The organism is Pedobacter sp. 05T44 (assembly GCF_056395985.1).
This window is the reverse complement of the sequence record NZ_JBFTKO010000015.1, coordinates 1-15,371: the sequence shown is the minus strand read 5'-3', so window position 1 is coordinate 15,371 and position 15,371 is coordinate 1. Positions and strand designations below refer to the sequence as shown.

The window sequence follows — 15,371 nt, the reverse complement described above, 5'->3', positions numbered from 1 at the left end:
AGTTAATATAGTTATTATTCTTCATGCAATGCAACAGCAGGATGTATAGCAGCAGCCTGTTTTCCAGGGTATAAAGAACAAAAGATCACCAGTAGATAAATGAAAGCAATAGACAACAATAAAGCGATGATATAAACGCTGGCTGCAACATTAAAAACATTTAGCAAGGGGAATTGTAAAGCAAAAAAAGAACCCAAAATAATAGATAATGTAGCCAATAGCAACGACTCACTGACCAGTTGAAATGATACGGATGAACCTGTTGCACCAATAGCTCGGCGCAAACCGATCTCCCCCCTTCGCTGGCTAATATTATACCAAAGCACGCCGAACAATCCCAGCGCCACATTGATGATTAAAAAGCCTGCTACTGTAATACAGATGATCATAGGGATAACGGTATCAGAATTTTTAGATTCCCGGGTATCTTCCATATGCTGGATCTCCGTATTTGAATTCTGAATTATTCTGGCAAGGAGTTTACTCAACCTACTTTCAAAAGCTGCATTAGCCTTTGGACTTACTTTAAGCAAAATGTGTCCTACCCACCTGAAACTGCCAGTATCAAGTCTTTTATAAAAGCTCTTACCTGCCGGCCAATAATCCCCTTCGGCTTTCACATCGGCCGTAACGCCAATCACCTTCCATTTTTCTTCTTCGTTATCTGCACCAACAATTTTACCGGCCGCAGGCTCGTCTCCAAACATCGCCTGCTTTAATGTTGAATTAATAACTACACTTCTTTGATTGATGTCTTCTTTATTGAACCACCGACCCTCGAGTAATTGCATACCTAATACCTTATTGTAATCATCTTCTACAACATAGTTATTTATTGGAGACATTTCTTTCCCTTTATAAGTAAATCCAGTTGTGGAATGGCTATTTGAATAAGGAAAATTCGCACTTGTAAAGCTTAACTCTTCTATTTCTGGTAACGCTTTTAAGCTACGCCTTACATTCTCGTAAAAAATATTTAAAGAGTCAATATTATTGGTTTTAGCATTTCTGCTATAAGATACAGACCATACCCGTTCCGATTCGAATCCCTTGGGCAGCATATAATTCAAGTAATAAAAAGTTAACAGGGAGAATACGGCAAATATGACCAAAAATGACACCAGTATTTCCGAAAGGAACAGGAAATTCTGCTTCCTTTTATTCCAGATCAATTTAAATAAATGTTTGAACATGATAATTTCTTTAAAATGGTTCTTATTGAGCTTTTAGGGCATTAACTACATTTAACCTCGACATTCGCCAAGCCGGGTAGACTCCCGAAAGCAACCCGAAAAATAGGCAGATCAGAAATCCAAATACCAGTACGGTAAAGTTCAGCGACAAATTAAGGTTAGGTAGAATATCGGATTGATTAAATAGAAAAATGCACACTATAGAGAGAAAAACGCCTATAACACCTCCCAGCAGTGTTAAAATAACATTCTCTACAATAAACTGATAAACCAGTGTTTTAGATGAAGCGCCAAAAGCCTTTCGAACTCCAATCTCCGAGGAACGCTCCATTATCCTGGTAATATTAATATTTACCAGATTTATAGTAGGTAGCAACAGGAACAGCAAAATAAAAAGACTAACAATTGCGATCATCCTGGAAATACCCACGTTTTCATCATTTCCAAATAATTTTCTTGACATACTTTCAAGCATGGTATCTGCATGAGCATAAAGTTTGTCATATTCCTTATCGTTAGTTGGGATTTTTGAGAGCATTTGCTGATATTCTGCCCTCATTTTGGGAACATCTGCTTCAGATTTAGCAAGTAATACAGCGCCGAATCCTCCCTGAAAGCCAACGTCTTTATAGTTTCCTTTCGAAACAGTGTATGGCAAATACAAATCACCATAGAAATTGCGCATACTTCTTGGTAAATCCTTAACCACGCCAATGATCCTGTAACTAACGTTATCGGCCTCTATGTACTTTCCTACAACTGATTTAGCATCACCAAAGTAATTTCTTTTATTGCTTTCTGAAATCACCCCTACTCTCTCCCCATTATCAATCTGCTGCTTGGTATAGGGTTTTCCCTCCAAAAATTGATATTCGGCAATTTCCCAATAATTAGCATCTGTATATTTGTATTCCATAACAACTTTCTTGTTGTTTACATAAGCATTCGCCTTGGCAGAGAAAGAGAAAATGCCAATCTTTTCCGGAGTCTTTAGTTTCGATACATAATGATCCAGGAAATAAAAAGAAGCCGAGCTTCCATTATACCAGCCATTTTTAGAGCTTACCAGAGCCACACCTGTGATATAAAGAGATCTGTTTCTCTTGTAGTCAGGGTATGAAGGACTTAACATCTTATCAAAAAACGCAGTCGTTACCATCAATATCGTAAGCGTAAAGCTAATGCCAAACAAACTGATAAAAGTGAAGAACTTTCTCCGTTTCAATACTGCTATGGCTATTTTAAAGTAGTTTTTAAGCATAACTATAGGATTTATTGTACTTGAGAACCATCAAACAAACGTACCAGACGGTGCGTTTTATGTGCCATATTTTCATCGTGGGTAACCATCACTATGGTAGTACCATCATTCTTGTTCAGACTAATCAGAATATCCATAATCTCATTCCCCATAGCACTATCAAGGTTACCTGTTGGCTCATCAGCCAGAATGATCTGGGGTCTGCCTACAATAGCCCTGGCAATAGCCACACGCTGACGCTGCCCCCCGCTAAGCTGGGTTGGGAAATGCTTGATTCTGTTGCTCAGTCCTACTTTTGCCAAGGCTTCGGTAGCCAATTCTCTGCGCTCTTTAGCAGATCCAGAACGATACAATAGCGGCAGTTCCACATTATCCAACACTTGTAAGTCATTGATCAGGTGATAGCTCTGAAATATAAATCCAAGTTTTTGATTTCTGAATTTTGCCAGTTGCTGATCCGAGAATCTGGTAATATCCTGATCTGCTATTCTAATACTGCCTTTTGATGGTTCATCAAGCAAACCCATAATATTAAGAAGTGTACTTTTACCACATCCCGAAGGACCCATTATTGATAAAAACTCTCCTTTTGCAATATCCAGGTTAATGCCATTTATAGCCAGTGTTTCAACCGTATCGGTGCGATACACCTTTTCAATATTTTGTAAACGTATCATAATGTATAATTAGTAATTAAGATTTATTTATAAGTTATTTTTTCATTCTTTTCGAAATCATATAGCGACAAATACCTCAACTGGTAATAGGCTCCCCAAAAATCTCTTAATGAAGCCACATAATCTCTTTTGGCTCTATCGCTTTCCTGAAAGGCTATGCTCAGATCTGTTATACTCAAATTGCCTAAAACATAGCGTTCACTTGCAATCTGATATTTTTCAGAAGCAATCCTATCGGCTTGCGCGGTTAGCGCCAATTGCTCTTTCATCATATTAAAAAGCGTAACCTGCGTTACTATCTGTTGCTTAAAGGTTTGCTTGTCTTGCTCTACTTCATAAATAGTAAATTGCTGATTCGCCTCGGCTGTTTTGGTTCTGGATTTAGATCTTCCCCAATCAAGAACCGGAATAGCCAATTGTAACTCAACAGATTGTTGACTTTTAGGTGAACGGTAAACATCTAGTATATTACTACCTGCGCTAGAGAAGCCCAGATTAGCTTTTAAGGTTGCTATAAGCCCATTCTCTCCTTTAGCCTTAGCTACATCCCGTTTTGCCTCAGCAATACGTCTAACAAAAGCTATCGCATCAGAGCGATTTTCAAATGCTTCAGTTAGAACCCTTTCTGAAGTAACCTCAACACGTTTTACTGCCTCTGGCATGGTCAGCACAATCCTGTCATCCCCCTCTATCCCGGCATAGCTTCTTAAGTTCAGCGTTGCAATTTCCATATCTCGTTTGGCCGTTCCAACAGCTTTCTTAGCATTTACCTGCTCAAGTTGTAATTGCAGAATTTCATTTTTAGAGATTTTTCCCAATTCAAATTTGGTATTGGCTATGGTTAAGATGTTGCCGGTATTTGTATAATTCGTCTCTGCGATATGAAGATTTACCTGAGCAAGCAACAGATCAAAGAAATATCCGGTAACTGTTACAGAAATTTGTTCCTGCGATTCTATGTAAGCTTGTTTACTCTCGTTGTATTTTAAGGGTGCTATTTTTTTATCCCATTTGAGGCTATTAAACTGCAACAAAGGTTGTATGTACCCAATACCATAAGGAGTACCATTATACAACACATTGTCCCTATCAAAATCTGTAAAACGTTGCAACTGGGTGGTACCATAAATAGTACCACCTGTTGCGGCCAAACTCTGACTAAAATCGAGCGTTAGTGAAGAATTATCATTTCTTATTGGCTGAAAAGCTACTGTTCCATTTGGTTGAAGTACTTGAGAGTAGGTTTTATTGTATCCGGGCAAAATACCACTTAATGCCAACTGAGGCTGATAATTAGACTTAAATGTCCGCCACTCCCAATACTTGGTTTCCTTAACTGTAATGGCTTGTTTTGCGGCTATTGAATTCGACTTAGCTTTTTCAACTACCTCGTTTAAAGTTAGTTTCAAAGTGTCGGCCGCATTTTTTAATTCTATGCTACTGCCCCAAACGTTAAAGCAATACATGATCATTAGGGTTGTGAAACTGATTTTCATACGCTTATGATCAATTAGTGATTGAAATTTCTTTTGAATACGCATACTTGCTCATATCGGATGTGATCACAGTCTCACCTGCCTTTATACCACTGATGATCTCTATGTAATCAAAATTGCTAAGTCCTGTTTTCACATTTCTTCGTACTGCTTTTCCGTTATTTAGCACAAACACCTCTTGCTGATTTGAACCTTTAAAGGCCGCTCCGTTATTCACCCGAATTACCTTACTTCTGGTTTCAGTAATCAGAAAAACATCAACTTTCATGTTTGGCCTAAGCAGCTTATTATTCTTTTCGTCCAACTGGACTTCAAATGAAACAATTGAGTTGCTTACAGCCGGAGAAACACTGGCAACAGATCCTCTAAGTTGAATATCGTTTATCCTGATAATAGCGGGCATATTATTGTGAAGCTGATCTAACATATTGTCCGATATACTTCCTGCAACCTTATAACTGCTCAGGTTTGCAATTCTAGCCAATGACTCGCCCTCCTTTATGCTTGCGCCGATATTTTTATTTACCCAGGTTACCACACCTTCGCGTGTAGCGATCACATTTGCAAGATCAAGCTTACGTTTTAAGGCTTGTTGATCGTTTTTTTGAATGGCTAAAGCAATTTCGGCCTCCCTGATCTCTATTTTCATGGTCTGCTGCTTGTTTTTAATTTCATTTTCAAGCTGCTGCTTTTCCAGTTCTGCTACTTTTAAATTTAACTGAGCCTGCTCAATATCTTCCTTAGTTCCTCCACCGGCTTTGTATAGCCTCTGGGCACTTGCTACTGCATCTTTAAAATTTGCAATGCGTAATTGTTTAATGTTATTATTGGAATTGATGTCGTAAAACGTTTTCTCGAGATCAAGCTTTAGTTTTCTGATTTCGTTTTCTTTGGATTCAATTTGAAACTTTAGTTTATCAAAATCAGTTTCGGCAGATGATTTATCAAGAGTAAGAATAGATTGTCCGGCTTTTACCTTTGTGCCTGCATCCATTAATACGTTTCTTACAGCTGCATTTATAGGGCTGGTTAACACCTCTTCAAATTCAGGCAGCACTTCTCCTGTAGCATTTATTGTATTTTCTATATCCCCAGTTTCAGCCACCGCTGTGGTAAATTCGGAAGTAGCTATCGAAGGTTTGATGTAAGCCCGTAAAGTGAATATTCCTCCAATTATAATTCCCACTATTATGATTACAATTATTCTGGTTTTCTTCTTTCTTTTTACGGTAACTTCTTCTTCAATTGATTTGTCCATTGCTTGTTTGTTTCGACAAAGCATTACAACTCAAATACCAAACTTAAATATCTAATAAACAGTTAATTACATAAATAATAATTCATAAAAATGCCCGATAACAAACTAAACGTTCGATATCGGGCATTTTTAAGTAATACTAGTTAAATCGTATTTAGGGAGTTTAAATAATTCTCAACTATAGGAACATCTGCTTCTGCCCAGTCTTGATCTAAAAGCTCAGATGAATTTAGCCATTGGTATGATACATGCTCTCTTAATTCAATAGAACCGCCAATAACTTTACAAACAAAAGGGATTAGATTAATCGAAAATTCAACATAATGATGAATGTTGGCTGGCATTTCAAAAAGAATCTCAACATCCAGATTTAACTCCTCTTTTATTTCTCTTATCAGGCATTCGGAAGGGGTTTCTCCTTCTTCAATTTTTCCTCCTGGAAATTCAATTTTCAATGGTAGTTTCATTGATGCACTGCGCTGAGTAACCAATATGCTATTGGAATCATCCACTATTATGGCGCAAGTAACATTAATCATAATTATTTTTTACCATTTCATTAATTCCATCACTCTTCTAAACTCCTCTTGAAGAGGGGCTTTAAGGTGAATTTCTTCATTGGTTACCGGATGCTTAAATATAAGTTCTGATGCATGTAATAACATCGTAGTCATTTCCCATTGCTCTTTAAACAGTTTATTTTGTTTATTGCACCCATGCTTGCGGTCGCCAATTATAGGATAGAAAATATGAGCAAAGTGTTTTCTAAGCTGATGCATTCTTCCGGTTGTTGGTGTAGCTTCCACTAAGGAATATCTTGAGGTGGTATGTTTACCGAAGGCAACATCCAGCTCTGCCCTCTTTAAAGTTATAAAAGCAGTAAAAGCATCCTGAATGGTTCCATTTTCTTTTGCAAGAGGATAATCTATATCCTGGCTATCAGGCGCATACCCTCTAACAATCGCAAGATATTTCTTTTGAACCAAACCATTTTGAAACTGCTGATGCATTGCTATTTCTACATCTTTTTCAAAAGCAAATAGTAGCAAACCACCTGTTTTCCTGTCCAAACGATGAACAGGGCTAACATGTCTGTTTACCTGATCTCTTAAAAGTTGTAATGCAAATTCTTTTGCATCATTGGCAATCGACGACCGATGCACAAGCAGGCCATGAGGTTTATTAATTGCAATTAAATGGTCATCCTGATAAACAATTTCTAGCATTTAAACTTTTTTTGGCGAAGATAACCTTTTAAACTTTCCTGTTCTATTTGGAAGTAACTTCTTCTACCTCTATTAAGTCCGGGCCATTTTCAATAGGATAACCATCAACCTTTGTTCCTTTTAAGGTAACCTCCTTATTTACATAAGCATTTAAATCAACCTTACTGCTTTTTAATGCATAGGTTTTAGCATCCACTGTTAAAATATGGGTACCATACTGGAATGTGGTCATCCCTAATTTTTCAATTTTACCGCTTAACTTAACTAAGCCCTTACTTCCTGCCTGTTTCGCTGTGTTACAGCTTACCATGGCAAATCCAATAAACAATAGGAATAATAATTTTTTCATAACCTTAAGACGTTAAAATTTTCAATTATGCTACAAATAACAATAATTAAAGATACTGAAATGTTGGGGGACGTAATGATTTACAGCCAGATTATTTATATATTTGAATCATATTAACATTAGTCACATATCTAAATAGGATTACCAAAAATCCAAACCTATAGCGGGAAGGCTATTTTATTGCCTTTTTTCCTATGTTACAATCGTATCCCTAATAATATTTAGAAAGAATTATTCTTTTCACATTGGAATTTTAAAAATGACTAATCATATAAAAGTCGCCCTAATTGGCGCAACTGGTAAAGCTGGAAGCTATTTACTAAAAACACTATTAAATCAAGGTTATACAGTCAAAGCACTAATCAGAAATCCATCATCTTATAATTACCTGCATCCCAATTTGGAGATTGTAAGAGGAGATATAAAAGATTTAGAAACAGCGAATGAGCTTATTAAAAACTGTGGAGTTGTGATAAGTGCTCTTGGACAAGCAAAAGATGAGCCTCTAATAGCAAGTGTAGCAGCTCACAACATTATAAAAGCTATGAATAAGCAGCAGATCAAAAGATATATATTCTTAACCGGGCTGAATATAGATGTTCCGGGAGATAAGAAAAGTATGAAAACAGTTCAGGCATCCACATGGATGAAGGAGACATTTCCAGTATTTGTAGCCGACAAGGAAAAGGCTTTTGAAATAGTAAAAATGAGTGGCTTGGATTGGACTATGGTACGGTTACCATGGATTGAACAGACGGAAGAAGTAAGAAACCTGACTGTAAGTCTGGAAGACAGCCCTGGTGAAAAGATTAGTACAACAGATCTGGCACATTTTCTCATAGATCAGATCTTAGAAACTGATTTTATTGGAAAAGCACCATTTGTGGCAAGCTTATAAAATTTATAAATTATGAGGGTTAAGCTATTTTCCCTCATAATTTTAAAACAGATTCAATTGTCCGCCATTCGGTGGTTTTGCATCACCAAAAACTGTTTTACCGCCATATTTCCATGAGTCGTTTCTCTCTTTTTCTATAAGCTCTTCAAAATTATCATTAGGAATAAAGTCCTTTTCAACTTTGAAAGACAGTTCGCTTAGCTTTTGTATAGCGTGAAGCTTATCGGCTTGATCTATTTTTGCTTTATAAACTGCTTTGCTTAGTACACTAATCGTTTCATCATAAACATTTAAAGGCACTGGGAATGGATGCCCATCCTTGCCTCCATGTGCAAATGAGAAACGGGCCGGATCAGTAAATCGAGCAGATGTACCATAAATAACCTCACTTACTAATGCAAGTGACTGCAGAGTTCTAGGTCCCATTCCCTCAAGTAGCAGCAATTCTTCAAAATCACTAGGGTTCTTTTCATGACTTAACCACAGCATCGCACCCAAACGTTTAAGATCTACATCTTTAGCCCTAACGTCATGATGCGCTGGCAAGACGAGTTTACGCACTTCTCCTATCATTCGTTCCGGATGCTCTGCTGTCATTGATAACATAGCATTACGGGAAAGTAATGCTTCTTTGGCCACAAGATTTAAAATTTGTCCTTGGTTTTTCCCACAAATGCCTGTATGGGGCTCATCCACAAAGGATTTTAATGATGACGAATGCCAATGATACCTACGTGCAGTCGAACTTCCATCTCTCATTCCCTGCTGCACAACAGTCCACAACCCGTGCTTGTCTACAATAAAGTTATGCATATACAACTGAAACCCATCTTGTAAAGCGGTATTATCAACCTTTGCACTTAGCTTACTGCTTCGTACTAAGTCATTACCATTTAACCCGGTGCGTTCTCCAAATTTAAGTAGTTCATCCGGAGTTTGTCTGGATTTTTTGCCTTTGCCTCCACAAATATATATGCCTAATTCTTTATAATGAGGGTTAACTGAGGCCTTTAAGGCACCCATAACTGAAGTGGTGATTCCGGAAGAATGCCAATCCATACCCATCACAGCACCTAAACTTTGGAACCAAAAGGGATCACTTAATCTCCGCAATACTTCAGCTGTACCATACTCGATAATTATTGCCTCTGTAATTGCCAACCCCAAACGCGACATACGTTCTGCCAGCCATTTAGGAACATATCCATAATGCAAAGGTAAATCAGCCGTCCCAGATCTTTTCATTACTAACAAAATTAGCAAAATATTACCAATAATTCAATTTAACATTTCTTAACATCTGCCTATTATAATCCACCTTATATTTGTGATATAAATATTTGGTTAGTATTTATAGTTTAGGTTTAGTTGATAAATAAAAAAGCACCGATGGATTTCGGTGCTTTTTTATTTAATCAAATCCTTAAATTTGCAGGGTTATCCCTCCCATCACCATCTATCAATGAGCACCAATAAATTAATAAATATACCACCCCTCCCTGCCGTACTATTGTCTATAATTAGCGTTCAAGCCGGAGCCGCAATAGCCAAAGGATTATTTCCTGCACTCGGGGCAACCGGTACTGCATCTGTGAGGATAGGTTTATCTGCAATTATTTTAGTGGGTGCCTACAGACCAAATTTCAAGCGTTTCACAGCAAAACAATGGAAAGCCGTTATCCCTTATGGTATATCGCTAGGATTAATGAATGTTATTTTCTATATGGCCATAGAAAGGATCCCACTGGGTTTAGGTGTAACACTCGAATTTATTGGACCTCTTTTATTAGCTGTAAGCGGATCCAAACGTATATTAGATTTCTTTTGGGTATTTTTGGCTGCAATAGGAATAGCTTTTATTGCACCCTGGAATGAAAAAGGTATTGATTTAATTGGTGCGTCACTTGCATTGCTGGCCGGAGGTTTTTGGGCAGGCTACATTCTTCTTGGCGGCCGAATAGCTAAAATTATGGATGGAGAACAAGCAGTAGCCGTAGGCATGATATTCGCCGCTATTGTAGTGGTTCCTTTCGGCTTTGGAAGCGGGGGCTTATCCAATTTCACACCCATTATGATCTTAAGCGGCGGTGCGCTGGCATTGTTATCAAGTGCTATTCCATTTACTTTGGAAATTGGTGCCCTTAAGAAATTACCAGCGCGTACTTTTAGTATTTTGATGAGCCTTGAGCCAGCAGCTGCAGCATTATTCGGGCTAGTGTTTTTAAAAGAACACCTCACCCTGCATCAATGGTTGGCAGTAACTTTTGTAATCATTGCAAGCCTTGGTGCCACACTAACTAAGGGCAAAAAGAATCTTTAGCTTGCCATCGGAATTCTATTCTTAGAAACCACCATTACAATAAGAGACCGTTGCTGCTCATCACGGAAATTGATTAGAAAATTCTTATTTCCATTGTTTTTGATCAAACTGGTTAGCCTTGGGAACATAATCGCTAATGATTCTACCTGTTTTATATCATCACTATCTACAATAAGAAATTGAGAAGAAGCATCATTCTTAATATGTTCTATATTCTGGTGAAAAGGGTGTAATGAATCCATAATATGATTAAGTTGAATTGATTTATAAACTGTTATTTAATATATAACGAGATTAATCGTCATTCCGCTACAACTAATTCGAATTATATTAATTTAGTTTAGACAATTGCACTTTCAAATTATTACATTACTTTAAAAACTTATCTATCGCCAGATAAGTCATAGGATGATAATTAGGCCTTGCTTTTTTGTAAATCTCTTTGGCCCTTTTCAAACCCTCTGGCGTTTTTATCATTTCTTTATACAAAGGAATGATGTGCCACATTCTTCCATTTTCTATTAAATAATCTTCTATTCTTTTATTGGCAGCAGTGTACTGATGGCGAATGGCCAATGTGTACCATGCCAACTGAATGTCAGTATTATTAGAACCGGTAAAGTTAAACTGACGATCTAAGTCAGCCATTCGCTTTGCAGTCATTTCAGGTGACAGGAGATTGATAAAGAATTTCTTCTCATTACTTGTAACGATTTCTTTAGTCAACACTGAAGTATCTTTCAATTCATTTTTATTCCATACCGATGCTATATGATCAATTTTAGCGAACTTTCCATCTTTAGCCCACAGACCTTTCGAATAAGCGATATTTGATGGAACACCAGGGCCATAAACCCAGTCATTTACCCTAATTTTCTTCTCAAGATCAGAATTACCTTTAATTAGATTCTCATTCAGATAAGCTAGAAACTGTTCGGTAGAAACAGATTGAAAAGCATGACCATCAAAATAGCCTCTTAAAAAAGTATCAAATTTTTCTCTTCCTACTGCCTCTTCAATTGTCCTTAAAAAGAAATAGCCTTTTTCATAAGCAATATCATTAGTACCCTCATCGGGGTTTCTTCCAGTATAATCAGTTTTCAGATAAGTATCCTTACTGGTATCGCCCATTTCCTTTACAGCATCTTCCAAAGCCTTTTTCGCAAATTCCTCCTGCATCTCGGCTTCCTGTTTACCAAAAATCTCCTCATCGATCCTTCTTTCAAAGTAATTGGTAAAGCCTTCGTTAAGCCAGAAATCATTCCATGTAGCATTTGTAACTAAGTTACCACTCCAGCTATGTGCCAATTCGTGGCTAATTATACTTACTAAAGACCGATCTCCAGCGATAATTGTTGGGGTAATAAATGTCAGATTAGGATTTTCCATACCTCCAAAAGGAAAACTCGGAGGCAACACAAGCAAATCATACCTTCCCCACCTGTATGGGCCATATAGCTTTTCAGCAGCATTTACCATTTTACCCATATCAGCAAATTCATATACCGCTTTTGCTAAAACCGAAGGTTCAGCATATACACCAGTGCGCTCATCTACTGCTTTAAATTCAATATCACCAACAGCCAATGCCAATAAATATGAAGGAATAGGATGAACTTGTTTAAAATGATAAATACCTGTACTGTTTTTTACTTCAGGATTCTCGGCACTCATTAAAGCCAGCAAATCGTTGGGAACTGAAACAGTTGCATTGTATGTAAACCTTATACCTGGACTATCCTGACAAGGTATCCAGCTACGTGCGGCAATACTTTCTGACTGCGTAAATAAATATGGGCGTTTTTTGCCTGCTGTTTGATGTGGGTTTAACCACTGCAAAGCACTTGCTTGTGCATTGGTTGTATAATAAATGGTTATCAACTTTGTTTCAGGGGTAATAACCACTTTTAGTGGCCTTCCTAAAAACTCCTTCTCCTCGCCATAGGTAAATGTGGTCTCCTTTTCTTCTGCACCAAGAGTGATTTTTGATATATTAAGCTGACTATCATCAAAAATAATCTCATTTGATTTAGCCTTATTGTTTATTTTCCAAACTGCCTTCCCACTAATCTGCTGACTTTCAAAATCAACCTTTATATCCAGATCCAGATGTTCAACTACAGCTATAGATGGTTTTGAGAAAGAATGCGGGTCTTCAACAAGCTGACTTGCAGCTTGTTCTTTTTGTTTACACGATAATATCATCAGAATTGGAATCAACAAGATTAGATTCTTTATTAGAACAGCTTTTTTAAACATGATAACCAGTTTATTTTTCAAATTACAATAAGTCGTTTGCAAGATTTGCCAGTTCACTACGTTCGCCCTTATCTAATGTAATGTGCGCGTATAGTGGATGGTTCTTTGCATTTTCAATCAGGTAAGACAGGCCATTACTCTCGGCATCAAGATAAGGTGTATCTATCTGATATATGTCGCCGGTAAATATGATCTTGGTATCTTCTCCTGCCCGCGAAATTATTGTTTTTATTTCATGTGGAGTTAAGTTTTGGGCCTCATCAACAATAAAAAAGATTTTAGAAAGCGTTCTTCCTCTAATATAAGCGAGGGGAGTAATTACGATTTTGCCTGTAGTTACAAACTCATCTATCCTTCCCTGCATCTTTAAATCATGATTATACTGCTCTTTAATGAACCTCAGATTATCCCATATTGGTGCCATATAAGGATCTATCTTCGATTTAGCATCTCCCGGTAAAAAACCTATATCCTTATTACTTAATGGAATAATTGGCCTGGTTACATAAATTTGCCTGTAATCTTTACGTTGCTCCAATGCACTGGCAATTGCAAGAAGTGTTTTTCCGGTACCGGCCTTACCCTGAATAGTTACCAGTTTAATTTCAGGATTAAGCAAAGCGTGTACAGCAAAAGACTGCTCATGGTTTCTTGGCGAAATATTAAATATTTTCTTTGACGCTACCGGATACAAGCGTTGCGTAGTAGAGTCGAACCATGCAGTTGCAGTTTTCCGGCTATTTTTTAATATGCAGAAATGATTTGGAGATTGGGGTACAATATCCAGTAACTCAGTGCTAATGCTGCCTTCAGTTTTGAGTTCTGCAAAAAGTTGTTCCGGAACTTTAGAAAGAACCGTTTTACCGGTATAAAGTTCATCTACATTTTTAATCTTTCCAGTTTCATAATCTTCAGCATACAGTTCAAGAGATTTTGCCTTTAAGCGCAGACATATATCCTTTGATACCAGTACCACTTTTTTCTCTGGAAATTCTTGCTTTAAGCTTAAAGCAGCATTAAGAATACGATGATCAAACTTTCCGGCTCCAAAAATTGCCTCAGCATCAGCATGATCTGGCTTATTATCCATTACCACTTTAAATCGCCCACTTTTAGTGCCATTTAAAGGAATCCATTGGTTCATTATTTTATTACCTGAAGCATTATCCATAAGACGAATAAAACTCCTTGCCTCTGCATTACGTGTTTCATTGCCATTTTTCATATTATCAAGCTCTTCTAGAACTTGAATTGGTATGGCAACATCATGCTCCTGGAAATTATTGAAAGCGTTATGATCGTATAAAATAACAGAAGTATCGAGAACAAAGATTTTCTTCTGTAACAAAGGATTTTTAGCAGTTTTACTCATGACACTTAAATTTAGCGATTTTTACGCTTGATACGAAATTGAATAAATAACCAAAAACTATTTAAAATTCTAAATATAAATGTGAAAAACACACCATAACAATAAAGCACCTCAATTTGAGGTGCTTTATTTTGATATTAATTTGATGTAAAATTAAGCTTTAGAATAGCAAATAGATTTTAAAACCAAGGTTATTGAAAGCTCCACTAGTGCTCAAATTAAAATTGGTATAGCTATTTTCATAACTACTTTGACCACCGGAATTATTTCCATTTTGTTTATCAACAGTGTAGAATGCGTTAGCTGATAATAAACTGGATTCAATGGCAAATCTTTTAGAAAAAAACCATGTCAAACCACCATTTACACCAACCGAATATTGATCCGTTTTCCTGTCTTCATAATTAGGATCGGCATTATCAGTTTTCGTATAACCATATCCCAGTGAACCGCCAGCAAAGGCGTATAGCTTTTTAACCAATGGATAGTACTGCTGATAATTCAAACCTGCTCCATAACTTTTTGATTTTGAACCAGATAATCCTTGTACATATCGATAATCTTGATTTCCATAACTAACATCAAGACCTAATTTCGTGTTGTCTTTTATAAATAATCCGTAGCTCAAAGTGAAATTATTTGCCTTTGTTTTTTCAATCTCGGTAGCTCCAGTTTCACTTCTGACCTCAGATTTACTTGTTTGTGAATTAATACCAAAACCTAAAGCATTGGTACCTTTTGTTTGGGCATACCCGCATAGGGAAGCCAATACTGCTACTGCAGTTAATAGTTTCTTTTTCATTTGTGTGTGTGTTTAAGAACTAAACTTAGCGATATACATTATCATTATGAAATATTTATTTTCATAATTTGTAACATCATTAAGATGAATGTCAATTATATCTAATGGAATAGCTATTAAGAAGGTTTTTCTTTCAGAAATGTATATAAACACAAAAACCCTGCAGCGTTTAGCTACAGGGTTTTGCTTAAGATTTGGCACCGACCTACTCTCCCACGTGTTACCGCAGTACCATCGGCTCTGGTGGGCTTAACTTCTCT

General features: G+C 37.0%; 15 protein-coding genes. 2 read left to right on the top strand and 13 right to left on the bottom strand.

What is annotated here, in order from left to right; genetic code table 11:
- Positions 1–14: 14 nt before the first annotated feature.
- The 8 genes from AC1DDK_RS19995 to AC1DDK_RS19960 all read right to left on the bottom strand — a co-directional run bounded on the left by AC1DDK_RS19995 (position 15) and on the right by AC1DDK_RS19960 (position 7,460).
- Complete coding sequence (locus AC1DDK_RS19995; RefSeq protein WP_288883915.1) at positions 15–1,193, bottom strand: ABC transporter permease; 1,179 nt, start codon at positions 1,191–1,193, stop codon at positions 15–17.
- Positions 1,194–1,215: 22 nt separating this feature from the next.
- The gene (locus tag AC1DDK_RS19990; RefSeq protein ID WP_288883916.1) at positions 1,216–2,454 is read right to left on the bottom strand and encodes an ABC transporter permease; all 1,239 of its coding nucleotides are present in this window, start codon (positions 2,452–2,454) and stop codon (positions 1,216–1,218) included.
- A gap of 11 nt (positions 2,455–2,465) precedes the next feature.
- On the bottom strand, positions 2,466–3,131 hold the full coding sequence (locus AC1DDK_RS19985) for an ABC transporter ATP-binding protein (protein ID WP_172662446.1): 666 nt from the start codon (positions 3,129–3,131) through the stop codon (positions 2,466–2,468).
- Between the two features lie 23 nt (positions 3,132–3,154).
- A complete protein-coding gene (locus AC1DDK_RS19980) occupies positions 3,155–4,627 on the bottom strand; it encodes a TolC family protein (protein WP_216854452.1) in 1,473 nt (490 codons plus the stop codon).
- A gap of 10 nt (positions 4,628–4,637) precedes the next feature.
- Positions 4,638–5,885 (bottom strand): efflux RND transporter periplasmic adaptor subunit, encoded by a 1,248-nt coding sequence (locus AC1DDK_RS19975; RefSeq protein ID WP_288883917.1) that lies wholly within the window; start codon positions 5,883–5,885, stop codon positions 4,638–4,640.
- A gap of 143 nt (positions 5,886–6,028) precedes the next feature.
- Positions 6,029–6,424, bottom strand: a complete 396-nt coding sequence (locus tag AC1DDK_RS19970; RefSeq protein ID WP_288883918.1) for a (deoxy)nucleoside triphosphate pyrophosphohydrolase — start codon at positions 6,422–6,424, stop codon at positions 6,029–6,031.
- A gap of 9 nt (positions 6,425–6,433) precedes the next feature.
- A complete protein-coding gene (locus AC1DDK_RS19965) occupies positions 6,434–7,111 on the bottom strand; it encodes a pseudouridine synthase (protein ID WP_288883919.1) in 678 nt (225 codons plus the stop codon).
- 43 nt (positions 7,112–7,154) lie between these two features.
- Entirely contained in the window at positions 7,155–7,460 is a 306-nt protein-coding gene (locus AC1DDK_RS19960; protein WP_288883920.1) for a hypothetical protein, read from the bottom strand.
- Between the two features lie 259 nt (positions 7,461–7,719).
- Here AC1DDK_RS19960 and AC1DDK_RS19955 point away from each other — a divergent pair, with 259 nt between their 5' ends.
- Complete coding sequence (locus AC1DDK_RS19955) at positions 7,720–8,358, top strand: NAD(P)-dependent oxidoreductase (protein ID WP_337717833.1); 639 nt, start codon at positions 7,720–7,722, stop codon at positions 8,356–8,358.
- A 42-nt stretch (positions 8,359–8,400) separates the two neighbouring features.
- Here AC1DDK_RS19955 and AC1DDK_RS19950 read toward each other — a convergent pair whose 3' ends face one another.
- Positions 8,401–9,603, bottom strand: coding sequence for a DUF763 domain-containing protein (locus AC1DDK_RS19950; RefSeq protein WP_172662440.1), 1,203 nt, complete (start codon positions 9,601–9,603; stop codon positions 8,401–8,403).
- 217 nt (positions 9,604–9,820) lie between these two features.
- Between AC1DDK_RS19950 and AC1DDK_RS19945 the strand changes: the two genes are divergently transcribed.
- Positions 9,821–10,678, top strand: coding sequence for an EamA family transporter (locus AC1DDK_RS19945; RefSeq protein WP_172662439.1), 858 nt, complete (start codon positions 9,821–9,823; stop codon positions 10,676–10,678).
- Here AC1DDK_RS19945 and AC1DDK_RS19940 read toward each other — a convergent pair.
- From AC1DDK_RS19940 to AC1DDK_RS19925, 4 genes are all read right to left on the bottom strand, one after another.
- Entirely contained in the window at positions 10,675–10,920 is a 246-nt protein-coding gene (locus tag AC1DDK_RS19940) for a hypothetical protein (RefSeq protein WP_048906350.1), read from the bottom strand. The two genes, AC1DDK_RS19945 and AC1DDK_RS19940, sit on opposite strands and share 4 nt — an antisense overlap.
- A 127-nt stretch (positions 10,921–11,047) precedes the next feature.
- Positions 11,048–12,937 (bottom strand): M1 family metallopeptidase, encoded by a 1,890-nt coding sequence (locus tag AC1DDK_RS19935; RefSeq protein WP_337717835.1) that lies wholly within the window; start codon positions 12,935–12,937, stop codon positions 11,048–11,050.
- Positions 12,938–12,959: 22 nt separating this feature from the next.
- Complete coding sequence (locus tag AC1DDK_RS19930) at positions 12,960–14,309, bottom strand: PhoH family protein (RefSeq protein ID WP_337717837.1); 1,350 nt, start codon at positions 14,307–14,309, stop codon at positions 12,960–12,962.
- 160 nt (positions 14,310–14,469) lie between these two features.
- Positions 14,470–15,111 (bottom strand): porin family protein, encoded by a 642-nt coding sequence (locus AC1DDK_RS19925; protein WP_172662437.1) that lies wholly within the window; start codon positions 15,109–15,111, stop codon positions 14,470–14,472.
- Between the last annotated feature and the right edge of the window lie 260 nt (positions 15,112–15,371).